This is a genomic window from Novosphingobium lentum NBRC 107847, from assembly GCF_001590965.1.
Lineage (GTDB): Bacteria > Pseudomonadota > Alphaproteobacteria > Sphingomonadales > Sphingomonadaceae > Novosphingobium > Novosphingobium lentum.
The window spans coordinates 104111-128861 of the sequence record NZ_BCTW01000015.1; the positions used below are offsets into that span (position 1 = coordinate 104111).

Consider the following 24751-nt stretch of genomic DNA (forward strand, 5'->3'; position numbering starts at 1 on the left):
AAGACTGCGCGAGCGACATTCGATTGTCAAATGCAACCGGTTCTCCGCCTCAGCGGACCCGGCCCAGTATCACCATCTGGTAATAGCCGCCCAGTCCGATGCGGCTGCGGCAGCCTAACCCGCGTCGCGCCGCCTGGGCCAGGGCAAGGCGTACCAGGTCGTTGCGGGGCGCGACGTGAAACCATGTCAGCCAGCGGCGCAGCGGGGCGCGGATGATCGCCGGCATCCGCTTCATATCGCCGAAATCGACCACGTGCAGCGATCCACCCGGCGCCAGCAGGCTTGCCGCATGGAGCAGCGCCTGTTCCCAGTCGGGGATCATCGACAGCGCGAACGAGATGACCACGCGATCGAACGTGGCGGCGCCGAACAGCGCTTCGGGATCGAACTGCGTGGCATCGCCTTGCGCCAGCCGGGCCATGCCGCTGGTCCGCTCGCTCGCCGATTTGAGCATCTCCGCCGAAATATCCAGACCGTAGAGCGTGGTGCCCGGCCACCGCTTGGCGATCCGCGCGAGGTTGCGACCGGTGCCGCACCCGATTTCCAGCACGTTGCCGCCATGAGGCAGCGCGAGCCCGTCGATCAGCTGGTCGCGACCGAACAGGTAGAACTTGCGCGTGGCATCATAGACGTGGCGCTGCTTGCGATAGACCGAATCCATCAGCGCGCCGTGATCGGGCGTCAACACCGGCGCGGTGCTCATGGCTTGAGCCGATAGAGATGCAGGCCGCCGTAGATCGACGAGCGATCGGCCTTGACCAGCCGCTGCGCGTCGTCGGGCGAATAGTCCCATTTGGCCAGAATATCGTCGGGCACGCGGCCCGGCAGCAGGCTGGGTTCGGCAGCGGTGCGGAACAGCACGCGCGCGCCGGGGCGGGCGGTGCGGGTGATGTCGCGCCACAGGCTGGTCAACTGCGCATCGTCCATCCAGTCCTGCGCATCGAGCAGGACATAGCGATCGAGGCTGGCATCGGGCTGCGCGGCGACATGCTCGGCAAAGTTCGCGTGCAACACCTCGATCCGTCCGATCCGGTCGCGCACCGCCTCGTAGTTGCGCTTTTCGAGGTACGGCGGCACCGGCGCACCGGGCCCGCGACCATAGCCGCGCGAGAACGCCTGCCAGGCGAAATAGTTGTCGTTCAACGGAAAATCGCAGGCCAGCTTTTCCAGCCGGCGCTTGAGCACCACCGCCATCTGCTCATCGCCGGCCAGCGCATCGTATTGCGCGGGCGGAATGCCGAGCCCGAACAGCGAGGCGGGCTGGCTGGTGATCCACTTGATCAGCCGGCGGTCGAACAGCGGCGAGAACGTCTCCTCGAACACCTGTCGCTGTTCCTCCAGCGTGGTGGCGGCCAGGATCGCGCGCGGATCGATGCCATAGGCCCGCGCCAGCAGATGCGCGACACCGATGAAGTTGCCGAGCAGCCCGCGCTTGTAGATGCCCTTGGAAAAGCCGCCAATGCGCCGGCGGCCGACGAGATCGCGACCTTCCCAGTATCGGCGCGTGACATCGTCCAGATGGGGCGCGAGCAGGCTGTGATAAGCCGCGACGTTCTCGGACCGGTCGGCTTGCGCAAAGAACCGGTGGAGGTGGGCGTGATCGGGCAAGTGGCGCACCGCCGCGATCTTCAGCTTGTTGAGCGCGACGTGCGCGGTGTTGAGATCCAGCGCGGTGACCGAAGCCGGGTTCGCCGCCAGATAGGACAGGGCGTTGCAGCCGCCGCTGGCGATCGTGACGACGCGGCTTTTGGGCGTGATCGCCAGCGCTTCCATGTCGATCACCGGGTCTTCCCAGATCTGCGCATAGACCAGGCCGCGAAAGGCGAAGGCGAATGCCTTGTCGAGCAGACGTGCGCCGGGTTCCGCATCGTGGCGGATGACGGCGCGATCGATCGCGGAAGAAGCAGTTCGGGACGCGGGGCTGTTCATGGACTCGATCCTTTTCGAGTCCGCGTTAGGTGGCGTCCGTTGCGACGTGGTGACCGTTTCGCGACGGTTTTCTTTCAGTTGCCCCCAGCCATCATGTTTCGGTCGAAATCATGTCTCGGTCGAAATCACTTTTCGGTAGGAATCATCTGGGCGAACGCGGCCGGATCAACGTTGCCGCCCGACAGGATCACCGCCGTGCGTCCGTCGGCGGGGACTTTGCCTGCCAGCACGGCTGCCAGAGCGGCCGCGCCGCCCGGCTCGACCACCAGCCGCAACCGCGCGAACGCCAATCGCTGCGCATCGCGCACCTCGCGCTCGGTCACGGTCGTCCCCGCGATGCCGCGCGCCTGCATGACGGCGAAGTTGATCGGATACGTCGCCGTCGTCTGCAGGGCGTCGCACGCGGTGGGTGGCGGATCGGCGTCGATCGGCAGGATCGTTCCGGCGGCAAGGCTGCGCGTCACGTCGTCCCAGCCGGCGGGCTCGACCGGGCGGATCTCCGCTTCGGGGCAGGCCAATGCCAACCCGGCGGTCAGCCCGCCACCCCCGCACGGGCAGACGATGCGGGTCGGTGCGCCGCCCGCCCATCGTTCCATCTGTGCGGCAAGTTCCAGCCCGGCCGTGCCCTGTCCCTCGATCACCCACGGATCGCCATAGGCATGGACCAGCGTTGCCCCAATTCCCGAACACAGCGCGGCGGCGATGGCGTCACGCGATTCGCGCATCCGTTCGTACAGCACGATCTGCGCGCCCAGCGCATGTGTGGCATCCAGCTTCACCTGCGGCGCATCGGACGGCATCACGATGGTGGCGGCCACGCCCAGCCTTTGCGCGGCCCAGGCCACGCCTTGCGCATGGTTGCCGCTCGACACCGCGACCACGCCACGCGCGCGTTCTTCATCCGACAAGTCGGTCATGCGGTGCCATGCGCCGCGAATCTTGAACGCACCGACCGGTTGCAGGCATTCGGCCTTGCACCAGATCGTCAGGCCATCGACATCGAGCGGCAGCAGCGGCGTGGGCGGCAACAGCGCGGCGATCTTCTGCATCGCGCGGGCGACGCCGGCGGCAGTCGGGGTTCGGCTCACGATGTCGGGGGGAGTTGGAGGACTTGGGCCAGTGGGACTTGGGCCAGTGGGACTTGGGTTTGTCATGACGATCCCCTAAGGCGCGACGGAGGACGCGTTGCCCGCGCGGGAACGCAACAGACGCACTACAGTTGGAGCGAGCATGGCGAAAGTACTGGTAATCGGCGCAGGCGGCGTAAGCTCGGTTGCGGTTCACAAGATGGCGTTCAATGCCGACATCTTCACCGGCATCGCGCTCGCAAGCCGCACCAAGACCAAGTGCGACGCGATTGCCGAAAGCGTGAAGCAGCGCACCGGCATCGTGATCGACACGTTCCAGATCGACGCCGACGACGTGATCGCGACCACCGCCCTGATCCGGCAGGTGCAGCCGGTGCTCGTGGTCAACCTTGCGCTGCCGTACCAGGATCTGCACATCATGGACGCCTGCCTGGAAGCGGGCGTCAACTACATGGACACCGCCAACTACGAACCGATCGACGAGGCCAGGTTCGAATACAGCTGGCAGTGGGCCTATCAGGAACGGTTCAAGGCCAAGGGCCTGATGGCGCTGCTGGGTTCGGGCTTCGATCCCGGCGTCACCAGCGTGTTCGCGACGTGGCTGAAGAAACACAAGCTCGACACGATCCGCACGCTGGACATCCTCGATTGCAACGGCGGCGATCATGGCCAGCACTTTGCCACCAACTTCAACCCGGAAATCAACATCCGCGAAGTGACCGCGCCCGCGCGCCATTACCTCAACGGCCAGTGGATCGAGACGCCCGCGCTGAGCACGAAGCAGACGTTCTCGTTCGAGGGCGTCGGCCCCAAGAACATGTACCTGATGTACCATGAGGAACTGGAGAGCCTCGCCAAGCATCTGCCCGAGATCGAGCGCATCCGTTTCTGGATGACCTTCGGCGATGCCTATATCACGCACCTCACCGTGCTGCAGAACGTGGGCATGACCCGGATCGACCCGGTGATGTACAACGGGCAGGAAGTGGTGCCGCTGCAGTTCCTCAAGGCCGTGCTGCCCGAACCGGCGTCGCTCGGCGCCACGACCAAGGGCAAGACCAACATCGGCGACATCGCCACCGGCTACAAGGACGGCGAGGAGCGCACGTTCTACATCTACAACATCTGCGACCACGAGGAGGCTTATGCCGAAACCGGCAACCAGGCAGTCAGCTACACCACCGGCGTGCCGGCGATGATCGGCGCTGCGCTGATGGTGCAGGGCGTATGGAGCGGGGCGGGCGTGTTCAACATCGAGCAGATGGACCCCGATCCGTACATGGACATGCTCAACGCCCATGGCTTGCCGTGGCAGGTCAAGGAACTGGCGGGGCCGCTGGAGTTTTGAGCGCGCCATTGCCAGGCTCGCCATGATCCTTCGACAGGTTCAGGATGAGCGGGAATTGTATCTGTATTGAACCAACGCCGCTCATGCTGAGCTTGTCGAAGCACGTGCGCAACATCGGGCCCAGGTAATGGAAACCAGAGCAGGAGACCCCGGGGCCTTCGCCCATTTCGACCTGTCGCGGGTCGATAGCCCGGCATTCGTGGTCGATGCCGCGCGGTTGCGCGCCAACCTCGCGATCCTCGCTGACGTCCGCGACCGCGCAGGCATCAAGGTGCTGGCCGCGCTCAAGGCGTTTTCGATGTGGCGCGTGGCGCCGCTGGTGGGTGAATATCTCGACGGGGTTTGCACATCGGGCCTGTGGGAAGCGAAGCTGGCCGCCGAGCATTATTCCGGCGAGATCGCGACGTATTGCGCGGCGTACAAGGCGCAGGACCTGCCCACGATCTGCCAGCTTTCCGATCACGTCATCTTCAATTCGCCCGGCCAGCTAGCGCGGTTCGTGCCCGAGATCGCGCTGGCGCGGTCGCGCGGCGATGCATTCGATGTCGGTCTGCGCATCAACCCGCTCCATGCCGAGGGTGAAGTGCCGCGTTACGATCCGTGCGCCCCGCATTCACGGCTGGGCTTCCCGGTCGACCAACTGACCGATGAGCATATGGAAGGCGTCGACGGCCTCCATTTCCACACATTGTGCGAGCAGGACTTCGCGCCACTGAACCGCACGTGGGACGCACTCAGGCCGCGCATCGCGCGGTATTTCCCGCAGCTGAAGTGGCTCAACTTCGGCGGAGGCCACCACATCACCCGCGCCGACTACCAGCGCGACGATCTGGTCGCGTTCCTGAAAGGCGTGAAGGCCGAGACGGGTTGCGAGATATTCCTCGAGCCGGGCGAGGCCGTCGCGCTCGACGCCGGTATCCTCGTCGGCACCGTGCTCGATACGCAGTGGAACGGCATGCGCCTCGCCATCACCGACATTTCCGCGACCTGCCACATGCCCGACGTGATCGAGGCGCCCTATCGCCCGGCGATGCTGGGCGAACGCGATGCGCCGGACGAAAGCGGCGGCGACGTGGGTGAGGGCGATCGCGTGCGGCTGGGCGGGCCATCCTGCCTCGCCGGCGACGTGATCGGCGATTACCGCCTGCCGGTGCCGTGCGAACCCGGCGCGCGGTTCGCGTTCCTTGATCAGGCGCATTACTCGATGGTCAAGACCACGACGTTCAATGGCGTGCCGCTGCCCTCGATCTGGCTGTGGGACAGCGAGAGCGACGCGCTGGAGCGCGTGCGCAGCTTTTCCTACGAGGACTTCCGCGACCGCCTTTCGTAAGGCATGCTGCAGCCCGATAAATCGGGAGAAGGCAGGATGACGGACCGCGTGCTCGATGGCGTGACGAGCGATCCTGTCGCGATGGGCTGGATGCAGGGAATGCCCCCGCCGCTGGAACGCCGCATCGTCGCGGCACACGCCGACCACATGCGGTTCCCGACCAACCGTTATGCCTATTCCAACATGCGCGAGTTCCTGCCGACGCTGAATGTTGCGCGCGGGCAGGGCGCGGCACGGGCGCTGCCGGTCGCGCTGCGTGACGATATCGACGCGATCGTGTTCACGCCGTTGGGCGACGGCGCGCCGGTGCGCTGGGATGACGGCCTGATCGGCAACTACACCGACGGCATCGTCGTGCTGCATCGCGGCGCGGTGGTGTACGACCGCTGGTTCGGCGTGACCGGGCCTCAATCGCGCCACATCGTGTTTTCGGTGACCAAGAGCTTTGTCGGCACCGTTGCCGAAATGCTGATCGAGCAGGGCCTCCTCGATCCTTCCGCGCCCGTCGTGGACTTTGTGCCCGAACTGGCCCGCAGCGGCTTTGGCGATGCCACGGTGCGCCAGGTGATGGACATGACCACCGCGCTCGATTTTTCGGAGGACTACACCGACCCGACCTCGGGCATTGGCGCGTTCAGCGCCGCGCTGGGCCTCACCCCGCGCCCGCCGGGCTATGCCGGGCCGCAAGACCTTTATGCCTACCTGCCGACCGTGGCGAAGGCGGGGACGCATGGCGAGCGGTTCACCTACCGCACCTGCAACACCGAAGTGCTGGGCTGGATCGTCGCGCGGATCGAGGGACAGCGGCTGCACCGGGTGCTGTCCGACCGGCTGTGGGGGCCGCTGGGGCTGGCCGACGATGCCGACATGCTGGTCGATTCGGCCGGAACGCCGTTCGCCGGCGGCGGGCTGAACCCGACGCTGCATGATCTTGCGCGATTCGGCGAAGCGCTGCGGCTGGATGGGGCCGGGGTGATCCCCCCGGCAGCCGTCGCGCGCATCCGGGCGGGCGGCGACCGCGCACATTTCGCGCAAGCCGATTATCCGCAGCTGCCCGGCTGGAGCTACCGCAGCCAGTGGTGGATCAGCCACGACGCGCACGAGACCTTCAGCGCGCGCGGCATTCACGGCCAGACGCTGCATGTCGATCCAGCGGCGGAGATGGTGGTCGCACGGTTCGCGTCGCACCCGATTGCAGCCAACGGCGCCAACGACGTGCTGTCGCTGCCCGCGTGGGCGGCGCTGGCCGAGCACCTCCAGCGCGGCTGACCACCCGCCCGTCATTCCGCCGTCTTTGTTTCATTTTTGTGACCGTGGCTTGAACCTGCCGGATTTTCACTTGCAGTTCAGGACTGTGCTTCTATAGCGACCCCCCGCTGCCCCATGGGGACTTCCTAACCGCAAGGCAGCCTTGTTGAAACAAACCGTTTGGGGGTCCCTTGAGTTGCACCATTATCCTGACGCACTGGCTGTAGTTCGCGCATCATCGCCTGAGCAACCTGTCATCCTCAACCGCCCGCATGCCGCGGCGCGGGCCGCGCGTTTCTTTGTCGATAAATTCCCCGGCCGCTCGCTTTATGCGGTGAAGGCGAATCCTTCGCCCGACCTGCTGCGCGTGCTGTGGAATGAAGGCGTGACGCACTTCGATGTCGCCTCGATTGCCGAGGTGCGCCTGGTGCGCGAAACGCTGCCGCAGGCCACGCTGTGCTTCATGCACCCGGTCAAGACGCCCAGCGCCATCCGTGAGGCTTATGCCGCGCATGGCGTGCGCGTGTTCAGCCTCGATTCGCTCGAGGAGCTGGAAAAGATCGTCACGGCCACCACCGGCGACGACGGCAAGGCGGCCGAGGACCTGACGCTGTGCGTGCGCCTGCGCGTTTCGTCGGAATATTCGGAGTTGAGCCTGGCGTCGAAGTTCGGCTGCGACCTGACCGAAGCGCGCGACCTGCTGCAGGCCACGCGGCAGGCCGCCGATTCGCTGGGCATCTGTTTCCACGTCGGCAGCCAGTCGATGAGCCCGCACGCCTATGTCCAGGCGATGGACCGCGTGCGCGCGGCGATCGTCGATGCATCGGTGCTGGTCGACATCATCGACGTCGGTGGGGGCTTCCCGTCGATCTATCCGGGGATGGAGCCGCCGCCGCTCGAGGATTACTTCGCCATCATCGACCGCACCTACGAATCGCTGCCGGTCTCGTACTCGGCCGAACTGTGGTGCGAGCCGGGCCGTGCGCTGTGTGCCGAATACAATTCGATGATCGTGCGCGTGGACAAGCGGCGCGGCACCGAACTGTTCATCAACGACGGTGCCTATGGCGCGTTGTTCGATGCGGCGCATGTCGGCTGGCGTTTCCCGGTCAAGCTGCTGCGTGACGATACGATGGTGGACATCACCGGCGCGCTCGAACCGTTCAGCTTCTATGGGCCGACGTGCGACGACATGGACCACATGGACGGGCCGTTCGAACTGCCGGCCGTCATCAAGGCGGGCGACTACATCGAGATCGGCATGCTCGGTGCCTATGGCGCGGCGATGAAGACCGCGTTCAACGGCTTCGGCTCGACCGACGTGCACGTCGCCAACGATGAGCCGATGGCCAGCCAGTATCGCGGCGACCGGCGCGACCCGCGCGTGTCGGACAACGTGGTCAGCCTGCGCTAAGACTTTCGGAGAGGACTGAAACGAAAAAGCCCCTGCGCGAGCGGGGGCTTTTTTGTTGGTGGAGAAATTTGGCCTGGATCGGCGACGGGAAACTTACGCCGCCTTGCGCAAGTCCAGTTCCATGCGCTGCCAGATCTCGATCAGCGCGCTGGTCAGTTCGCGGCGCATGTCTGCGGTGTGCGCCGGGCCGGGGGTGAAGCGCAGACGCTCGGTGCCGCGCGGCACGGTGGGATAGTTGATCGGCTGCACATAGACGCCGTATTCGGCGAGCAGGATGTCGGCGATCTTCTTGGTCCGCACCGGATCGCCCACCATCAGCGGCACGATGTGCGTGGTCGAATCCATCACCGGCAGCCCGGCATCGCGGAACATCTGCTTGAGCGAGGCTGCGGCTTCCTGCTGGCCTTCGCGTTCCGCGCTCGATGACTTGAGGTGGCGTACCGAGGCAAGCACGCCCGCGACCAGCACCGGCGACAGCGAGGTCGTGAAGATGAACCCGGGGGCGTAGCTGCGGATCACGTCGATGATCCGCGTGTCGGCCGCGATGTAGCCGCCCATCACGCCGAACGCCTTGCCCAGCGTGCCTTCGATGATGGTGATGCGGCTGGCGGCGTCCTCACGCTCGGAAATGCCGCCGCCGCGTGGGCCGTACATGCCCACCGCGTGCACTTCGTCGATATAGGTCAGCGCGTTGTACTTGTCGGCCAGGTCGCAGATCGCGTGGATCGGGGCGACATCGCCGTCCATCGAATAAACCGATTCGAACGCGATCAGCTTGGGCACCGCCGGATCGGTTTCGGCCAGCAGCTGTTCGAGATGCTCGACATCGTTGTGGCGAAACACCTTCTTTTCCGCGCCCGAATTGCGGATGCCGGCGATCATGCTGGCGTGGTTCAGCTCATCCGAAAAGATGATGCAGCCGGGCAGGATCTTGGCCAGCGTGGACAGCGTGGCATCGTTCGAGACATAGCCCGAAGTGAACAGCAGCGCGCCGTCCTTGCCGTGCAGGTCGGCCAGCTCGCTTTCCAGCTGAACATGGTAATGCGTGTTGCCGCCGATGTTGCGCGTGCCGCCCGAACCGGCGCCGACATCGTGCAGCGCTTCTTCCATCGCGGCGATGACCTTGGGGTGCTGGCCCATGGCGAGGTAATCGTTCGAACACCACACGGTGATCGGCTTGGGCCCGTTGTGCCCGGCAAAGCAGCGCGCGTTGGGATAGGCGCCCTTGTTGCGCAGGATATCGATGAACACGCGATAGCGGCCTTCGGAATGCAGCCGTTCGATCGCCTGGTCGAAAATCTGTTCGTAGTTCAAGCCCCGCTCCTCTGGCCCGGCCGATTCCCTGTCACCAAGCCCGACCCCGCGGACATCCGGCGAATGGGCAGGCTTTTACCGTCCGCAAGCGGGCTTGGCCAGCGCCATTTGGTGGATAAGATGCTGTTTTGGTTTTGCCGAAATAGGCGCGGTTAGGGGGCCGCGTCCGGGGTGAAGCCCTCGTGCAGCAATGCGCGGGCGCGGGGGCCGTTCAGCCACGTGAAATCGCGCGCGTAGACGATGGTGAGATCGGGCTGCTGCTGCTTCAGTTCGGCCAGCGCGTGGAGCCACGCGATCGCCTGCCCGCGGTCTTCTGGCGCCAGCCAGTCGGCCAGCAGCCGCGACCGGGGGCGCAGCCAGGTGACGTTGCGCTGCATCGCCGCGATATCGCCGGGAAACACGAACTCGTGGCCGTTCTGCAGTTGCACGAAGATCATCTGCGATCCCGGGGTGTGGCTGGGCGATCGGATCAGGACGATGCCCGGCGCCACCGCCTTCATGCCGGTGTAGACCAGCGGTGCGGGCAGCGCGGACTTGTCCGCTGGCCACGGCAAGTTGCGCGCCAGCGGCGCCTGCGGGCTCTGTTCGGGCGTCAGGATCGTGTGGCGCGCGATCGTGCCGAACTCGGGATGCGCCAGCAGTCCGCCGATCTGGTCGAGATGTTCGTGCGTGAACAGCAGGCGCCGCGCGCTCGACAAGGCCTGCTGGATCTGGGCCACGCGCGCTTCGTTGATGATCGTGTAGCCCATCGCGTGCGCCTGTTGGCGGGACAGGCCGCTGTCGATCATGGTGTCGCCGCCAGGGGTCAGCAGGCGGAACGCGATGGTGGCCACGGGCTGGCGTTTCAGCCCGCCGCCCGCCACCAGCAGCGTTCCCGGCGAAAGCCGTCCGGCCGCCCACTCGTATTCGATGGCCACCGGCTTGGCGCCCGGCATCCGGTTGGCCTCGACGCGCAGCGCGGCAATGTCGAGGTGGTGCGGTGCATCGCCGCCGCTGCTGTCGATCAGCAGCCAGTAGTAGATCGGCACCAGCACGCTAACGAGGATCAGCAGCGCCCAGCTCGACCGGTGCATGATGCGCACCGGCTGGTCTGCGTTCAGCTGCATCTGTGCCTTTTGCTGCATCTGGTCCTGTCGTTGCATCCGGTCCTGCTGCTGCATCACAGCACCACGCTTTGCGACAGCCCGTAGCGGACGAGCGCCGGCGCGAGCCGGCCGACATCTTCGCCGCCGCGCGTGAAAAGCGCAAGGTCGGGCCGGTCGCGCCGCCACGATTGTCCCTGGGTCAGGTAGGCGATGCGCCGGGCAATGCCCTGCGCGCCGTCGACGAACGCCACGCCGGGGCCGAACGCCTGCGCCAGTTCGTCGCGCAGCAGCGGGAAGTGCGTGCAGGCCAGTACCACGGTGTCGATATCCTTCCCATGCGGCTGGCCGCGCAAGCCTTGCGCGGCGCGGGCAAACACCTCCGGGTCCACCGCCTCGCCGCGCAATTTGGCTTCGGCGGCGGCGACGAGTTCGGGCGCGCCGTGGCGCAACAGGCGCTTGTCGCTGGCGAATTCGGCCTCGAGTCGGTCGACGTAGCCCTGCCGGATCGTGGCTTCGGTGCCGAGCAGGCCGATCACGCCGCTGCAGGTCATCGCGGCGGCGGGCTTGATCGCGGGCACGGTGCCGACCACGGGCAGGTCAAGCGCCTCGCGCACGGTGGCCAGCGCGATGGTGGAGGCGGTGTTGCAGGCGATCGTCACCAGTCGCGGGCGATAGCGTTCCACCATACGGCCCAGCAATGCGGGCACGCGGCTGGCGATCTGCGCCTCGCTCTTGGTGCCATAGGGCAGGCCGGCGTTGTCAGCGGCGTAGATCACCGGCGCTTGCGGCAGCAACTCGCGCAGCGCCGCCAGCACCGACAGGCCACCCACGCCCGAATCGAAGATAAGCAGCGGCGAACTCGCCCCGATTTCGTCCGCCACGTGCCCGTCGTACCCCGCGATGACCGGCGCGCCTGCCGCGCCTGCGCTGCCCCATATCGGTTTCATATCGGTTTCGGCAGCAAAAAGGAAAGACGCCCCTTTCCCAGTCGGCCCGGCCGGGGATATGACGGCGGCGTGAATGTCCTGATCCCCCTTGTCGCTGCCTACCTGCTGGGCTCCATCCCGTTCGGGCTGATCCTCACGAGGGCAACCGGCGCCGGCGACTTGCGCAGCATCGGGTCGGGCAACATCGGCGCCACCAACGTGCTGCGCACCGGGCGCAAGGGCCTGGCCGCCGCCACGCTGCTGCTCGACATGGCCAAGGGTTTGCTCGCCGTCGTGCTGGTCCGCGCGCTGTTCCCGGGGCTTGAGGCGCTGGGCGCGGCAGGCGCGGTGCTGGGGCACTGCTTCCCGGTTTGGCTGGGCTTCCGTGGCGGCAAGGGCGTGGCGACGCTGATGGGGGTGTCGCTGGGCCTCGCGTGGCCGATCGGGCTGGGCTACGCGGCTGTGTGGCTCGGCGTGCTGGCGGTGACGCGCACGTCGTCGCTGGGCGGCATGCTGGCGGCGATGTCCGCGCCGCTGGTCGCGCTGGCGACGGCTCATGGTGATTACGCCCCGGTGCTGGCCGCGCTGGCGGTGCTGGTGTTGTGGCTGCACCGCGCCAACATCGCCCGGCTGCGCGCGGGGACCGAGCCGAAAGTCGGCGCACGATCGTGAACCTCGCGATCCCGGCGCTGTCCCAGGACGAGGCGTTTGCCCGCATCCGGCTGCTGCGTTCGCCCAATATCGGCCCGGTCAGCTATGCCCAGCTGCTCCGCCGGTTTGGCGATGCGATCGCCGCGCTCGAGGCGCTGCCCGATCTCGCGGCACGCGGCGGAGCGCCGTACAAAGCCGCGCCGGTCGACCGGATCGAGCGCGAGATCGCGGCCGTCCGCCGGGCGGGTGCGCGCTATCTGTTCCACGATTCGCCGGAATATCCCGCGCTGTTGCGTGCCAGCCAGAATGCGCCGCCGATCGTGACGCTAAAGGGCAACACCGCGCTGCTGGCCCGCAACGCAGTCAGCGTGGTGGGCGCGCGCAACGCCTCTGCCGGGGCGGTCAAGCTCGCCCGCGATTTCGCCGCCGAACTCGCCGCGCACGGACTGGCGGTCGTCTCCGGGCTGGCGCGCGGGATCGATGCGGCGGCGCATCGCGGGGCGCTGGCGACCGGTGCGGCCGACAACGGCGGGGGCGGCACCATCGGCGTGATCGCCAGCGGGATCGACATCGCCTACCCGCCCGAAAACGCCGCGCTCCACGATGAAGTCGCCGCCAACGGCCTGCTGATCGCCGAGCAGCCGCCCGGTACCGAGCCGCTGGCCCGCCACTTTCCCCACCGCAACCGGATCATCGCCGGGCTTTCCGCAGGCACGGTAGTGGTGGAAGCCGCGCCGCGCTCGGGATCGCTGATTACGGCGCGGCTGGCGGGGGAGGCGGGACGCGAGGTGATGGCTGTACCCGGCTCGCCGCTCGACAGCCGCTCTCAGGGCTGCAACCAGTTGATCCGCGATGGCGCGGTGCTGGTCCAGTCGGCCGAGGATATTCTCGAACTCGTCACCGGTTTCGATGGCATCGCCCGCTCCAGTTTTCGCGAGGCGGGTTCGGCGTTCGACGTGCCCGACTTCGTGGCGCCCGAACCGCTTCCCGACCACTCCGCCGATATTTCCGCGCTGCTGGGGGCTGCGCCCGTCGCCGTCGATGAACTGATCCGCCAAAGCGGAGAACCGGCCGCCGCAGTGCAGTTCGCGCTGCTCGAACTGGAGATCGCCGGGCGGCTGCAGCGCCACGCCGGAGGTCGGGTGTCGCTGGCGACCTGACCGCCGCGCCGGCCGATCCACCGCGTTGGCATCCCCCGGTTGACGCCATAGCGCGCGGTGTCCACACTCCGCGAAAATAAATGGGTCGCTTCGCAAGTCCACAGGGGGAGACTTCATGAAGCCGTTGTACCAAATCACGCCGCGCGTCGCCGCGATGGCGCTGGCGCTGTCCGTGCCGAACGCCCTTTCCAATACCGCCCAGGCCAAGGATTCCGCGCCGCTCAAGGTGTCGGGCAAGGATGCGCTGACTGGCGCCAGCCAGATCGCGATCGGCGCGTTCAACGTCGGGTTCATCTTCCAGTCGACCGATCAGACCAAGGCCACCGGCGGCATGATCGGCGCGTTCGGCGGCACCACCAAGGCGCAAAGCACGCTGGTGGGCGTGACCCCACAGATGATGCAGACCGTGGCCGACGCCGCCCATGCCGATTTCGTGCGCCAGCTGACCGCTGCCGGCTTCACCGTGCAGGATCCGGCCACGGTGTTCGCCGCGCCGGCGCTCGCCAACCCGCACGGGCAGGTTTCCCCGATCGACATCAACATCGCGCTTGAAAAAGGGAGCAAGGGCAAGGCGACGTACGTCAAGCCCGCCGTGCTGCCCACGCTGATCCTGCTGCCGGGCGATTTCACCGGCACCGGATTTTCCAGCATGGGGCTGGCCATGGCCTCGGGCCAGGCCAGCGCCGCGCTATCGGGCTATGCCAAGGCGGCCGGGGTGCCGGTGATCGACGTGACCTACGTGATCGACTTTTCGCAACAGAAACGCCCCGGTGCGTTCAGCCTCGGCGGCCTGTCGGTCAACGCCAACCTCTCGGTCACCTCGGGCTTCTCGCGCATGACCGTGCTGGGCGCCAACGGCAAGACGGTGACGGTCACGCTCAACGAAGGCATTTCGGTCGATGGTGATTTCATCGACGAACGCGACGCGAGCAGCGGCACCGCGAAAACCACGCAGGCGGCGGCCAACGTCGCCGGCGGGCTGATGGCCGCGATGGGCCACGGCGGGATGATGTTCGGCAAGACGCGCAAGTTCGAATTCACTGCCAAGCCGGGCAACTATGAACAGGGCGCCACCAAGGCGGCCTCGCTCACCAGCGCGCTGCTCGTCAACCAGATCGCGTCGATGCGCTGATGCAGCAGGCACCGGGCCGCCGCAGGTGCGCGGTCCGGTGTCAACACGTCACGATTACGGGCTCTCGCCAGCGCTGAGCCGGCACTCGGGGGCCTGGCTGAGCGGCGCGCAGTACGAAATGCCACCCAGCACGTTGCCGGCCCAACGCACATCGTCGGCATCGGGCACGCGGGCGAATGCGACCTGTTTGACGTGCATGTCGTCTGGTCCTTGCACCGCCAGGATGAAGAACGTCTCGGGCTGCCGCGACTGCGGGTTCTGCGGGCAATCGGCGCGTAGCCGGGCGGCAGGGCGGCCCGACACGGTCAGAGCCTCGGCCACCGTCATCTGCGCGCGCGGGCAGCTTCCCGGCAGGTCGCGCGCCACCACGGCCAGATATTCCATCGCGGTGGCGTGGCGGGCGAGCCCGGTAAAGCGCTGCGTGGTGATCATCCGCGTCCAGTGCTCGACCGATTCGCCGCGCGGGATCTCCTCGGTGATCGATCCGCGTTCGTTGCCCTCGGTGAAGCCGATCTGGAAGTCGCCAAGGCGCGGCGCGGCCAGATAGCCGTCACCGCCCGATGGTTCCGCCGCACCTGCGCTGCCTGCACCAGCCAACGATAGCGCGGCAAACACAGCACAATGGCCAATCAAAGCTTTCATCACGGTCTCAATCATCGGTTCGTGTCATCTCAACGCTTGACGGGATGCGATCCGGCTCGCCACCCTCGCGCGTACGTATACGCGTAGAGGAATGTCCAGACCTGCCATGCAGCTTGTCATCGTTGAATCTCCCGCCAAGGCCAAAACCATCGAAAAGTACCTGGGACCCGGGTACAAGGTGCTCGCCTCCTACGGTCACATCCGCGACCTGCCGCCCAAGGACGGCTCGGTTCGCCCCGACGAAGATTTTGCAATGGACTGGGAGCTTTACGGCGACAAGACGTCGCGCGTCAAAGCGATCACCGACGCGGTCAAGGGTGCCGACCGCCTGATCCTGGCGACCGATCCCGATCGGGAGGGAGAGGCGATCTCGTGGCACGTCCGCGAACTGCTGAAGAAGCGCAAGCTGCTGCCCAAGGAGGTCGAGCGGGTCACGTTCAACGCGATCACCAAGCAGGCGGTGACCGATGCGATGAAGGCCCCGCGCGAGCTGGACCAGGACCTGATCGACGCCTACCTGGCGCGGCGCGCGCTGGACTATCTGTTCGGCTTCACCCTGTCGCCGGTGCTGTGGCGCAAGTTGCCCGGCGCCAAAAGCGCGGGCCGTGTGCAATCGGTCGCGCTGCGGCTGATCGTCGAGCGCGAGCGCGAGATCGAGAAGTTCCGCGCGCAGGAATACTGGTCGGTGATCGCCCGGCTGGAGCAGGGCGGCACCGAGTTCGCTGCGCGACTGGTGAAGTTCGAGGGCGAGAAGCTGGAGCGGCTGTCGCTGGGCGAGGAAGGCGTGGCGCTGCGGGCCAAGGCCACGGTCGAGAACGGCACGTTCCGCGTCGAGGAAGTCGAAACCCGGCCGCAAAAGCGCCATCCCTATCCGCCGTTCACCACCTCCACGATCCAGCAGGAAGCCGCGCGCAAACTGGGCTTTTCGGCCAGCCATACGATGCGCGTGGCGCAGAACCTGTATGAAGCCGGCGCAATCACCTACATGCGGACCGATGGCGTGCAGATGGACCACAGCGCCATTTCGGCGGCGCGCGTGGCGATAACCGAACGTTACAACGGCCACTACCTGCCTGAAAAACCACGGATCTACGAAACAAAGGCCAAGAACGCGCAGGAAGCGCACGAGGCGATCCGGCCGACCGATTTCGGCAAGGACAAGTATGGCAGCGGCGACGAAGCGCGGCTGTACGACCTGGTCTACAAGCGGGCGATGGCCAGCCAGATGGCCTCGGCGCAGATCGAGCGGACCACGGTCACCTTGCGCGACGGCACCGGCAAGCACGAACTGCGCGCAACGGGTCAGGTCATCAAGTTCCCCGGCTTCCTCGCAGTCTACGAGGAAAGCCGCGACCACAAGCCCGATGCCGAGGACGAGGAATCGGGCCTGCTTCCCGCGATGGTCAAAGGCGATACGCCGGGCAAGCGCGGGGTCGATGCGACCCAGCACTTCACCCAGCCGCCGCCGCGCTATTCCGAAGCCAGCCTGGTCAAGCGGCTGGAGGAACTGGGCATCGGGCGTCCTTCCACTTACGCCGCGACGCTGCAGGTGCTGAAGGATCGCAACTACGTCCGCACCGAGAAAAATCGTTTCTTTGCAGAAGAGTCCGGGCGACTTCTCACCGCATTTCTGGAACGGTTCTTTGAACGTTACGTCGCCTATGACTTTACCGCCGGGATGGAGGACGAGCTTGACGACGTGTCGGGTGGCCGCGCGGCGTGGAAGACCGTGCTCGAAGCCTTCTGGCGCGATTTCAAGCCCAAGTCCGATGAGGTCATGGAGCAGAAGCCTTCGGACATCACCAAGGCGCTCGACCTGTTCCTGGCCGATTACCTGTTCCCCCCGCAGGCCGACGGATCAGACCCGCGGCTGTGCCCCAAGTGCGGCGAAGGCCAGCTGTCGCTGCGCGGCGGGCGTTATGGCGCGTTCGTGGCGTGTTCGAACTATCCCGAGTGCAAGTTCACCCGCAAATTCGCCCAGCCGGGCGGCAGCGGCGATGCCGAGGGCGAAGACGGCGCGTTGGGCAAGGATCCCGAATCCGGGCTGGAGGTCACGCGCCGCACCGGCCGGTTCGGACCGTACATCCAGATGGGCGAGGGCAAGGAAGCCAAGCGGTCCTCGATCCCCAAGGATGTGCTAGAACAGCTCGGCGGTGAACTCGATCTGGAATGGGCGCTCAAGCTGCTGAGCCTGCCACGACCGGTCGGTCCGCACCCTGAAAGCGGTTTGCCGATCACTGCCAGCATAGGGCGTTACGGGCCGTACCTCGCGCATGATGGCAAGTATGCCAAACTGCGCTCGACCGCCGAAGTGTTCGAAACCGGGATGAACGCGGCGGTGGCGAAGCTGGCCGACGCGGCCAATGGCGGCGGTCGCGGCGCGCGTGCGGCGGCCGAACCGCTCAAGACCTTCGGACCGCATCCCACCTCGGGCGGCGAGATGAAGTTGATGGCGGGGCGCTATGGCCCTTACGTCACCGACGGCACCACCAACGCTACGCTGCCGCGCGACAAGCAGCCCGAAACGCTCACCGCCGAAGAAGCCGTGGTGCTGATCGACGAACGCGCCGCCAAGGGCCCGGCCAAGGGCAAGGGCCGCAAGAAGGCAGCGCCCAAGGCAGCCGGCGCCAAGAAGGCACCCGCCAAGAAGAAACCGGCGGCGAAAAAGCCTGCCGCGAAGAAGGCGGCGGCGGAATGAGCGAGAAGTTCGAACGCCACCGCCAGCCGTGGAAGCCCGAGGAACTGCAGAAGCTGCACACGCTGGCGGGTAAGGGCAAGGGCCTCAAGGAAATCGCCAAGGCGCTGAATCGCAGCGAGGAATCGACCAAGGACCGCGCCAAGCAGGACAATGTCGCGATCGCCAAGCTGCGGTAGGCAGGCCGGAGCGTGCATCCTTCGACGGGCTCAGGATGAAGCAGATGTTTTAGGGTATCTGGCACCCAACCCCGCTCATGCCGAGCGTGTTGAAGCATCCGAACTGCCGCTACTTTACCCAGTCGAGGCCGATTTCCTGGTAGATTTCCTGGCTTTCGGCCCAGCCTTCCTCGACCTTGACGTGCAGGAACAGGTGGACTTTCACGCCCAGCAGCTGCGCCAGTTCCTTGCGCGCCGCCTCGCCGATCGCCTTGAGCTTGGAACCGCCTTTGCCCAGCACGATGCCCTTCTGGCTGTCGCGCGCGATGACGATCTGCTGGTGGATCTCGACCGATCCGTCCTTGCGCTGGGTATAGCTTTCGGGGCGCACCGCGCTGTCATAGGGCAGCTCGTCATGGAGCTGGCGGTAAAGCTGCTCGCGGGTGATCTCGCAGGCCAGCAGCCGTTCGCTGGCGTCGGACACCTGGTCCTCGGGATAGTGCCACGCCGCCTCGGGCATCAGCCGCGCGAGGTGCGTCTTGAGTTCGGCCACGCCATCGCCGGTCAGCGCCGAGATGAAGAACACCTCGTCGAACGCCGCCGCTTCGGACAGCGCCTGCGCCGCGATCAGCAGCGGTTCCTTGGCGGTTTCATCGACCTTGTTGAGCACCAGGATCTTGCGCTCCGGGCGGACTTTGAGCGATTCGAGGATCGCTTCGAGATAGTCGAGCTTCTTCTTGCGGCCATCGACCACCAGCAGGATGGCGTCGGCTGCGCTCGCGCCGTCCCACGCGGCGCTGACCATGGCGCGATCGAGCCGGCGTTTGGGGGTGAAGATGCCAGGGGTATCGGCCAGAATGATCTGCACGCGATCGTCGTCGACGTCGGCCAGCGCGATGCCCATCAGCCGGGCGCGGGTGGTCTGCGCCTTGGCCGAGACGATCGCCACTTTCTGCCCGACCAGCGCGTTGACCAGCGTCGACTTGCCCGCGTTGGGCGCGCCGAGCACTGCCACGAGGCCGCATTTGTCCGTCATCCGAAACTCTTCATGAAAGCGCGAGCGGCGGCCGTTTCGGCCTCCTGCTTGCTGGAACCGCTGGCCTGCGCCTCGCCCACACCGGGGACCGAGACGCTGACCGTGAACAACGCGGCATGATCGGGGCCGTCGCGGGCCACGAGCGAATAGACGGGCGGTTTGCGCCGGTTGCCCGCCGCCCATTCCTGCAGCGCGGCCTTGGGATGTTTGGCGTGGCCGGTACCGCCGGCCATCGGCTGCGCCCAGGCCTGCCGCACGAACGCGCGCGCGGCTTCGAACCCGCGTTCGATGAACAGCGCGCCGATCACCGATTCCATCACATCGCCCAGGATGTTGTCGCTTTGCGCGCCGCCGTCGTCGCGCGCCTGCTTGCCCAGGCGGATGTGCGCGGGCAGGTCGATGGCGCGCGCCACTTCGGCGCAAGTCTCGCGGCTGACCAGCGCGTTGAGGCGTTGCGACAGTTTGCCTTCGGCGGCGGCGCTCTTTTCATGGAGCCATTCCGCGATGGCGAGGCCCAGCACGCGATCGCCCAGGAATTCGAGGCGCTGGTAATCGCGCGCCTCGCCCATGCTGCCGTGGGTCAGGGCATCGTGCCAAAGTTCCGTGCGGACCGGCTCACCGCCCGTCAGCCGGGCGATATAGCGCGCGCTGTCTTCGGCAAGGCTGACCGGAGATGTCAGAACGTCCCCCCGATGCGGTTGAAGCGCGCCGCCGAAAACCACGTCCACGGCTTGATCCAGCTGGCGCCGCCGTTGGTCGACCACATCATGATCGTGGCGCGGCCGACGAGGTTGGCCTGCGGGACCAGACCGATGCCCGCGCCTTCGACCGCCGGAAAGCGGCTGTCCATCGAGTTGTCGCGATTGTCACCCATCAGGAACACGTCGCCCTCGGGCACCACCACCGGCGGGGTATCGTCCTGCGGGCGCTGGCCGAGATCGAGCACGTCGTAGCTCTTGCCCTCGGGCAGGGTTTCGCGAAAGCGGGGATAATGGCAGATCGCGCTGCCGTCGGCGGCCTTGCCCTCGAATTCGGGCGACAGGCAGTGGGTGTTGTCCGATTCGGCGATGATGAAATCGGGCTGCTTCACCTTGGGCACGGGTTTGCCGTTAAGCTGGATTACCCCGCCGACCATCTGCACCTGATCGCCGGGAAGGCCGATCACGCGCTTGATGTAGTCGACATCGTTACCCGGCGGTGCCTTGAAGATCACCACGTCGCCGCGCGCGGGCTGATGCGCGAGGATCCGGCCGGGGATCAGCGGCAGGCTGAACGGCAGCGAATAGCTTGAAAAACCATAGGGCCACTTGGCCGCCAGCAGGTAATCGCCGTTTTCCAGCCGGGGCAGCATCGATTCCGACGGGATGTTGAACGGCGAGAAGAAGAAGCTGCGGAAGATCGCAACGATCGCCACCAGCTTGAGGATGAAGACGAGAAAGCTCTCTTCCTCCTTCTTCTTGGCAGGCGCGGCGGGCGTCGCCGAAGCCGCGGCAAGCGGGCTGGCGGGCGCTGCTTCGGGCAGCACGGGTTCGTTGGGGTCGGTCATCGTCGCGGTCATGTGGAGGGCGCGGGGTCTCGTCAAGTGTGTTGTTTGAATAACACACTGTCGGGAGCGGGTAGGGAATAACCCGGAAATACCAATGCACGCGCCATTTGCGAGGTTTTGGGCGCTTGGCGGCGCGCGCCGGAACGGGCATGAACGCAGGTGCAATATGGCGAACGCGTGAAGGAACGAACGGGCATGGTCGGACAATCGGACGCCGGACAAGTTGGCTGGGAAAAGCTCGCGAACCTCGCAAAACCGACACTGAAGGCGCTGTTCGCCGATCCCGCGCGGCTTGATAGCTGGTGCACCACGCTCGACCTGCCCGGCGGCACGATCCGCTTCGACTGGTCCAAGACCCACCTCGATGCGGCGGCGTGGGCGGTCCTGGCCGATATCGCGCGCGCCATGGACTTCGAAAACCGGCGCGCCGCACTGTTCGATGGCGATGCGATCAATGCCAGCGAGGGTCGCGCCGCCGAGCACACCGCACAACGCGGTGTGGGCAAGGAAACGAGTGTGGACGAAGCCGCCGCGCTCCATGCGCGGACGCGGGCGCTGGTCGAGGCGATCCACGACGGCGCGCTGGGCGAGGTGAAAAGCCTGATCCACATCGGCATCGGCGGATCGGCGCTTGGCCCCGCACTGGCGATCGACGCGCTGACGCGTGACGGCGCGCGCGTGGTGGTGCACGTGGTTTCGAACATCGACGGTTGTGCGCTCGAGGCCGCGATGGCGCAATGCGATCCGGCGACCACGCTGATCGCGGTTGCCTCGAAGACCTTCACCACCACCGAGACGATGATCAACGCGGCCAGCGCGCTGGGCTGGCTGCGCGAAGGCGGGGTCGGCGATCCGTATGGCCGGGTGGTGGCGCTGACCGCCGCGCCCGACAAGGCGGTGGAGTGGGGCGTGGACGAAACGCGCGTGCTGCCGTTTCCCGAAAGCGTGGGCGGGCGCTATTCGCTGTGGTCGTCGATCGGCTTTCCGATCGCGCTCGCGCTCGGCTGGGAAGACTTTGCCGCGTTCCTCGATGGCGCGGCGGCGATCGACCGCCATTTCCTCGATACGCCGTTGGCCGAAAACGTGGTGGTGCGCGCTGCGTTCGGCGATCTGATCTACACGCAGGCGCGCGGCTGCCAGACGCGCGCGGTGTTCGCCTATGACGAACGGCTCAAGCTTCTGCCCAGCTATCTCCAGCAGCTGGAGATGGAATCGAACGGCAAGCGGGTGACGGCGGACGGCAAGCCGCTTGGTCGGCCCAGCGCGCCGATCACCTGGGGCGGGGTCGGCACCGATGCGCAGCACGCGGTGTTCCAGCTGCTGCATCAGGGCACGCATGTGATCCCGGTCGATTTCCTGGCGGTGATCATTTCGGGCGACTCGCTCGATCCGGCGCATCACCGCATCCTGCTGTCCAACTGCTTTGCCCAGGGCGCCGCGCTGATGGCGGGCAAGGCGGGCAGCGACCTGTCGCGCGACTATCCGGGCGACCGACCCTCGGCGACGATGCTGTGCGAGGATCTCAACCCGGCGACGCTGGGGGCGCTGATCGCGTTCCATGAACACCGCACGTTCGTATCGGCGGTGATGCTGGGGATGAACCCGTTCGACCAGTTCGGCGTCGAGCTGGGCAAGGAAATCGCCAAGCAGATCGAAACCGGCGACGGGCCGGGTTTCGATCCCAGCACCGAGGCGTTGCTGGCGCTAGCGGGTATCGGCGACTGACGGCGCGGTTCACCGCCAACCGCCTACCGCACCGCCCCCCTCACGCGTACCTTGCTTGTCGGCAGCGAGCGCGGCATATCAAAGGTGAGCGAATTAACGCGTATATAGCAAACGTATTATTGGGAGATTCGGCGTGGCCAAAGGCAAGGTGATCATCAGTTGTGCGGTAACCGGGGCGATCCATACGCCGTCGATGTCGCCGTACTTGCCGATCACGGCCGAGGAAATCGCCGAAGGCGCGATCGGCGCGGCGGAAGCGGGTGCGGCGGTAATCCACCTCCACGCCCGCAATCCGGTCGATGGCCGGCCCGATCAGAATCCCGACTTGTTCGAACCGTTCCTGAAAGTCATCAAGCAGCGCTGCGACGCGGTGATCAACCTCACCACCGGCGGTCACCCATCGATGACGCTGGAAGAACGCCTGCGCCCGGCCACCACGTTCCAGCCCGAAGTCGCCAGCCTCAACATGGGCACGATGGGCTTCGGCCTGTTCCCGATGCTCGACCGGTACAAGGACTGGAAGCACGACTGGGAACCGCAGGTACTCGAAGCCTCGCGCGATCTGGTGTTCAAGAACACGTACAAGGATATCGAGGGGCTGCTGGCGCTGCTGACCCCGCTGGGCACGCGGTTCGAGTTCGAATGCTACGACACCAGCCACTTGTATAACCTCGCGCACTTCCTCGATCGCGGACTGGTGAAGGCGCCGCTGTTCATCCAGACCTGCTTCGGCATCCTGGGCGGCATCGGCAGCCATCCCGACGACATCATGCACATGAAGCGCACCGCCGATCGCCTGTTCGGTGACCAGTACGAATGGTCGGTGCTGGGCGCGGGCGCGCGGCAGATGAGCATCGTGGCGATGGCCGCGTCGATGGGCGGCAATGTGCGCGTGGGTCTTGAGGATTCGCTGTGGGCGGGTCCGGGCCGACTCGCGGAAACCAACGCCCAGCAAGTAACGAGCGCGCGCCAGATTATCGAAGGCATGGGCCTGTCGGTCGCCACGCCGGATGAGGCGCGCGCGATCCTGCAGCTGAAGGGCGGCGATCGCACGGCGATCTGATCGCCAAACCCCTCCCAACGCAAAACCGGCGCGCATCCTTGGGGATGCGCGCCGGACTTGGCTATCGAAGGCTGTAACCGTTACGGCGCGTTAGCGCACGCGCGGTCCGCCGAACGGCAGGGGCGGCGGGGGACGGCGGGCGCCGCGGGGCAGCTGGGCCTGATAGGCCCGGCCGCAATGTTCGACGCAGTACGGGAACCCGGGGTTCACCTTCACGCCGCAGAAGTGGAAATCGGGTTCGCCGGGATGGCCCATCGGCCAGCGGCAGATGCGGTCGTTGAGATCGAGCAGGCTGGTCTTTTCTGAAATCTCGGCGCTGGGGCGGGCGGGAACCAGACGGCGCGGCGGCGCGGGCGGGATCGGCGCCTGCTGATCGCCCGGGCCCTGACGCAGGAAACCGCCGGGTCCGACCGAGACGATCCGCGGCTGCGGCGCAGGCTTGGGCGCGTCGGGATCGAGCGGGCCAGTGGCGGCGGCTGCAGCCTGCGCGACCGGAGCCGCAGGCGGCGGCGTGGGCACATGCGGAGCACGCGGCGGCAGCGCCATGCGCGGCTCTGGCGCCGGCGGCGCAGCAGGCTTCGCCGGCTTGGCGACGACCGGCGCTTCCACCTTTTCGTTCGGCTTGACCGGGGAAGGGCGGGCCTTGAGCCCGAGCCGGTGCGCCTTGCCGATCACGGCATTGCGGCTGACTCCGCCCAGTTCGTCGGCGATCTGGCTGGCGGTTGAACCGCCTTCCCACATCTTGGTCAGCTTTTCGATGCGTTCGTCGGTCCAGCTCATGCGCTACTCTAGTCCCTTGTGCGGGCGATCCGGCGATGCGCCGTCCGTCCAGATACTTGCCACCGCCCACCCCGCACGATACCGCGCAAGCATGGCCGATCAATCGATACCCCGTGCAGGGGCCAATACCCAGGAAACGGGCACCCGTCGCTCAGGACGCTTCCGCCCACCCGGGCAGCCGCAGTTCCGCAGCTTCAACCGGTTGGGCCTGTGGACCCTCTATATGAAGGAGGTGCGCCGTTTCTTCAAGGTCCAGACCCAGACCATCTGGGCACCGGCAATTACGACGCTGTTGTACCTGATGATCTTCACGCTGGCGCTGGGCCGCGGCAGCAAGATGGTGCTGGGCGTTCCCTTCGCCAGTTTCGTCGCGCCGGGGCTGATCGCGATGGGCATGATCAACAATTCATTCGCCAACGCCAGCTTCGGCCTGCTCGGCGGAAAGATCCAGGGCACGATCATCGATTACCTGATGCCGCCG

Annotated in this window: 23 protein-coding genes; 12 read left to right on the top strand and 11 right to left on the bottom strand. The window is 66.4% G+C overall.

The window, feature by feature from the left end:
* Window positions 1–49: 49 nt before the first annotated feature.
* From NL2_RS14305 to NL2_RS14315, 3 genes are all read right to left on the bottom strand, one after another.
* Complete coding sequence (locus NL2_RS14305; RefSeq protein ID WP_068076369.1) at window positions 50–703, bottom strand: class I SAM-dependent methyltransferase; 654 nt, start codon at window positions 701–703, stop codon at window positions 50–52.
* Window positions 700–1929: a BtaA family protein gene (locus NL2_RS14310; RefSeq protein WP_068076370.1), complete on the bottom strand. Its 1230-nt coding sequence runs from the start codon at window positions 1927–1929 to the stop codon at window positions 700–702. Before NL2_RS14310 ends, NL2_RS14305 begins: the two co-directional genes overlap by 4 nt.
* Window positions 1930–2054: 125 nt before the next feature.
* Window positions 2055–2978 carry a threonine ammonia-lyase gene (locus tag NL2_RS14315; RefSeq protein ID WP_245647698.1) on the bottom strand — a complete coding sequence of 308 codons (924 nt, stop codon included), beginning with the start codon at window positions 2976–2978 and terminating at the stop codon, window positions 2055–2057.
* 181 nt (window positions 2979–3159) lie between these two features.
* On the opposite strand from NL2_RS14315, the gene NL2_RS14320 reads away from it, so the two are divergent.
* The 4 genes from NL2_RS14320 to NL2_RS14335 all read left to right on the top strand — a co-directional run bounded on the left by NL2_RS14320 (window position 3160) and on the right by NL2_RS14335 (window position 8357).
* Window positions 3160–4365 (top strand): saccharopine dehydrogenase family protein, encoded by a 1206-nt coding sequence (locus NL2_RS14320; protein ID WP_068076372.1) that lies wholly within the window; start codon window positions 3160–3162, stop codon window positions 4363–4365.
* A gap of 127 nt (window positions 4366–4492) precedes the next feature.
* Window positions 4493–5695 (top strand): carboxynorspermidine decarboxylase, encoded by a 1203-nt coding sequence (locus tag NL2_RS14325; RefSeq protein WP_068076373.1) that lies wholly within the window; start codon window positions 4493–4495, stop codon window positions 5693–5695.
* A gap of 36 nt (window positions 5696–5731) precedes the next feature.
* Window positions 5732–6964 (top strand): serine hydrolase domain-containing protein, encoded by a 1233-nt coding sequence (locus NL2_RS14330; RefSeq protein ID WP_068076397.1) that lies wholly within the window; start codon window positions 5732–5734, stop codon window positions 6962–6964.
* A gap of 175 nt (window positions 6965–7139) precedes the next feature.
* Window positions 7140–8357, top strand: coding sequence for a type III PLP-dependent enzyme (locus NL2_RS14335; RefSeq protein ID WP_068076374.1), 1218 nt, complete (start codon window positions 7140–7142; stop codon window positions 8355–8357).
* Between the two features lie 93 nt (window positions 8358–8450).
* On the opposite strand, the gene hemA is transcribed toward NL2_RS14335, so the two are convergent.
* The 3 genes from hemA to murI all read right to left on the bottom strand — a co-directional run bounded on the left by hemA (window position 8451) and on the right by murI (window position 11703).
* Window positions 8451–9671 carry a 5-aminolevulinate synthase gene (gene hemA / locus NL2_RS14340; protein WP_068076375.1) on the bottom strand — a complete coding sequence of 407 codons (1221 nt, stop codon included), beginning with the start codon at window positions 9669–9671 and terminating at the stop codon, window positions 8451–8453.
* Window positions 9672–9823: 152 nt separating this feature from the next.
* Complete coding sequence (locus tag NL2_RS14345; RefSeq protein ID WP_169799517.1) at window positions 9824–10777, bottom strand: MBL fold metallo-hydrolase; 954 nt, start codon at window positions 10775–10777, stop codon at window positions 9824–9826.
* A gap of 53 nt (window positions 10778–10830) precedes the next feature.
* On the bottom strand, window positions 10831–11703 hold the full coding sequence (gene murI / locus NL2_RS14350; protein ID WP_084356101.1) for a glutamate racemase: 873 nt from the start codon (window positions 11701–11703) through the stop codon (window positions 10831–10833).
* Window positions 11704–11772: 69 nt separating this feature from the next.
* Here murI and plsY point away from each other — a divergent pair, with 69 nt between their 5' ends.
* From plsY to NL2_RS14365, 3 genes are all read left to right on the top strand, one after another.
* The gene (plsY, locus tag NL2_RS14355) at window positions 11773–12354 is read left to right on the top strand and encodes a glycerol-3-phosphate 1-O-acyltransferase PlsY (protein WP_068076377.1); all 582 of its coding nucleotides are present in this window, start codon (window positions 11773–11775) and stop codon (window positions 12352–12354) included.
* Window positions 12351–13493 (top strand): DNA-processing protein DprA, encoded by a 1143-nt coding sequence (dprA, locus tag NL2_RS14360; protein ID WP_068076378.1) that lies wholly within the window; start codon window positions 12351–12353, stop codon window positions 13491–13493. The genes plsY and dprA overlap by 4 nt, the downstream gene beginning before the upstream one ends.
* 115 nt (window positions 13494–13608) lie before the next feature.
* Window positions 13609–14625, top strand: a complete 1017-nt coding sequence (locus tag NL2_RS14365; protein WP_245647697.1) for a hypothetical protein — start codon at window positions 13609–13611, stop codon at window positions 14623–14625.
* Window positions 14626–14679: 54 nt separating this feature from the next.
* Here the strand turns inward: NL2_RS14365 and NL2_RS14370 are convergent, their stop codons facing one another.
* A complete protein-coding gene (locus tag NL2_RS14370) occupies window positions 14680–15267 on the bottom strand; it encodes a hypothetical protein (RefSeq protein ID WP_157083179.1) in 588 nt (195 codons plus the stop codon).
* A gap of 106 nt (window positions 15268–15373) precedes the next feature.
* Here NL2_RS14370 and topA point away from each other — a divergent pair, with 106 nt between their 5' ends.
* Together topA and NL2_RS14380 are read left to right on the top strand one after the other, a co-directional pair.
* On the top strand, window positions 15374–17965 hold the full coding sequence (gene topA / locus NL2_RS14375; RefSeq protein WP_068076380.1) for a type I DNA topoisomerase: 2592 nt from the start codon (window positions 15374–15376) through the stop codon (window positions 17963–17965).
* Window positions 17962–18141, top strand: coding sequence for a hypothetical protein (locus NL2_RS14380; RefSeq protein WP_068076381.1), 180 nt, complete (start codon window positions 17962–17964; stop codon window positions 18139–18141). Before topA ends, NL2_RS14380 begins: the two co-directional genes overlap by 4 nt.
* A gap of 109 nt (window positions 18142–18250) precedes the next feature.
* On the opposite strand, the gene era is transcribed toward NL2_RS14380, so the two are convergent.
* From era to lepB, 3 genes are read right to left on the bottom strand one after another with little or no spacing between them, the layout of a single operon-like run.
* Window positions 18251–19156, bottom strand: coding sequence for a GTPase Era (era, locus tag NL2_RS14385; protein ID WP_068076382.1), 906 nt, complete (start codon window positions 19154–19156; stop codon window positions 18251–18253).
* A complete protein-coding gene (gene rnc, locus NL2_RS14390) occupies window positions 19153–19878 on the bottom strand; it encodes a ribonuclease III (protein ID WP_068076400.1) in 726 nt (241 codons plus the stop codon). Before rnc ends, era begins: the two co-directional genes overlap by 4 nt.
* Window positions 19833–20702 (bottom strand): signal peptidase I, encoded by an 870-nt coding sequence (lepB, locus tag NL2_RS14395; RefSeq protein ID WP_439646901.1) that lies wholly within the window; start codon window positions 20700–20702, stop codon window positions 19833–19835. The genes rnc and lepB overlap by 46 nt, the downstream gene beginning before the upstream one ends.
* 195 nt (window positions 20703–20897) lie before the next feature.
* On the opposite strand from lepB, the gene pgi reads away from it, so the two are divergent.
* Window positions 20898–22427 carry a glucose-6-phosphate isomerase gene (pgi, locus tag NL2_RS14400; RefSeq protein WP_068076402.1) on the top strand — a complete coding sequence of 510 codons (1530 nt, stop codon included), beginning with the start codon at window positions 20898–20900 and terminating at the stop codon, window positions 22425–22427.
* Window positions 22428–22560: 133 nt separating this feature from the next.
* A complete protein-coding gene (kce, locus tag NL2_RS14405; protein WP_068076383.1) occupies window positions 22561–23490 on the top strand; it encodes a 3,5-dioxohexanoate:acetyl-CoA acetone transferase in 930 nt (309 codons plus the stop codon).
* A gap of 90 nt (window positions 23491–23580) precedes the next feature.
* Here the strand turns inward: kce and NL2_RS14410 are convergent, their stop codons facing one another.
* A complete protein-coding gene (locus NL2_RS14410; protein ID WP_068076384.1) occupies window positions 23581–24270 on the bottom strand; it encodes a GcrA family cell cycle regulator in 690 nt (229 codons plus the stop codon).
* Window positions 24271–24361: 91 nt separating this feature from the next.
* On the opposite strand from NL2_RS14410, the gene NL2_RS14415 reads away from it, so the two are divergent.
* A partial coding sequence (locus NL2_RS14415; protein WP_500797114.1) for an ABC-2 transporter permease occupies window positions 24362–24751 on the top strand: 390 nt, incomplete at its 3' end.

What these genes read in the sequence shown, in the direction of transcription:
- era (WP_068076382.1), bottom strand. Translation starts at nt 19,156, where the DNA reads ATGACGGACAAATGCGGCCTCGTGGCAGTGCTCGGCGCGCCCAACGCG.
- topA (WP_068076380.1), top strand. Translation starts at nt 15,374, where the DNA reads ATGCAGCTTGTCATCGTTGAATCTCCCGCCAAGGCCAAAACCATCGAA.
- NL2_RS14325 (WP_068076373.1), top strand. Translation starts at nt 4,493, where the DNA reads ATGGAAACCAGAGCAGGAGACCCCGGGGCCTTCGCCCATTTCGACCTG.
- NL2_RS14330 (WP_068076397.1), top strand. Translation starts at nt 5,732, where the DNA reads ATGACGGACCGCGTGCTCGATGGCGTGACGAGCGATCCTGTCGCGATG.
- pgi (WP_068076402.1), top strand. Translation starts at nt 20,898, where the DNA reads ATGGTCGGACAATCGGACGCCGGACAAGTTGGCTGGGAAAAGCTCGCG.
- NL2_RS14365 (WP_245647697.1), top strand. Translation starts at nt 13,609, where the DNA reads ATGAAGCCGTTGTACCAAATCACGCCGCGCGTCGCCGCGATGGCGCTG.
- NL2_RS14410 (WP_068076384.1), bottom strand. Translation starts at nt 24,270, where the DNA reads ATGAGCTGGACCGACGAACGCATCGAAAAGCTGACCAAGATGTGGGAA.
- NL2_RS14345 (WP_169799517.1), bottom strand. Translation starts at nt 10,777, where the DNA reads ATGCAGCTGAACGCAGACCAGCCGGTGCGCATCATGCACCGGTCGAGC.
- NL2_RS14320 (WP_068076372.1), top strand. Translation starts at nt 3,160, where the DNA reads ATGGCGAAAGTACTGGTAATCGGCGCAGGCGGCGTAAGCTCGGTTGCG.
- NL2_RS14305 (WP_068076369.1), bottom strand. Translation starts at nt 703, where the DNA reads ATGAGCACCGCGCCGGTGTTGACGCCCGATCACGGCGCGCTGATGGAT.
- lepB (WP_439646901.1), bottom strand. Translation starts at nt 20,702, where the DNA reads ATGACCGACCCCAACGAACCCGTGCTGCCCGAAGCAGCGCCCGCCAGC.
- murI (WP_084356101.1), bottom strand. Translation starts at nt 11,703, where the DNA reads ATGAAACCGATATGGGGCAGCGCAGGCGCGGCAGGCGCGCCGGTCATC.
- NL2_RS14380 (WP_068076381.1), top strand. Translation starts at nt 17,962, where the DNA reads ATGAGCGAGAAGTTCGAACGCCACCGCCAGCCGTGGAAGCCCGAGGAA.
- NL2_RS14370 (WP_157083179.1), bottom strand. Translation starts at nt 15,267, where the DNA reads ATGAAAGCTTTGATTGGCCATTGTGCTGTGTTTGCCGCGCTATCGTTG.
- NL2_RS14310 (WP_068076370.1), bottom strand. Translation starts at nt 1,929, where the DNA reads ATGAACAGCCCCGCGTCCCGAACTGCTTCTTCCGCGATCGATCGCGCC.
- NL2_RS14315 (WP_245647698.1), bottom strand. Translation starts at nt 2,978, where the DNA reads ATGCAGAAGATCGCCGCGCTGTTGCCGCCCACGCCGCTGCTGCCGCTC.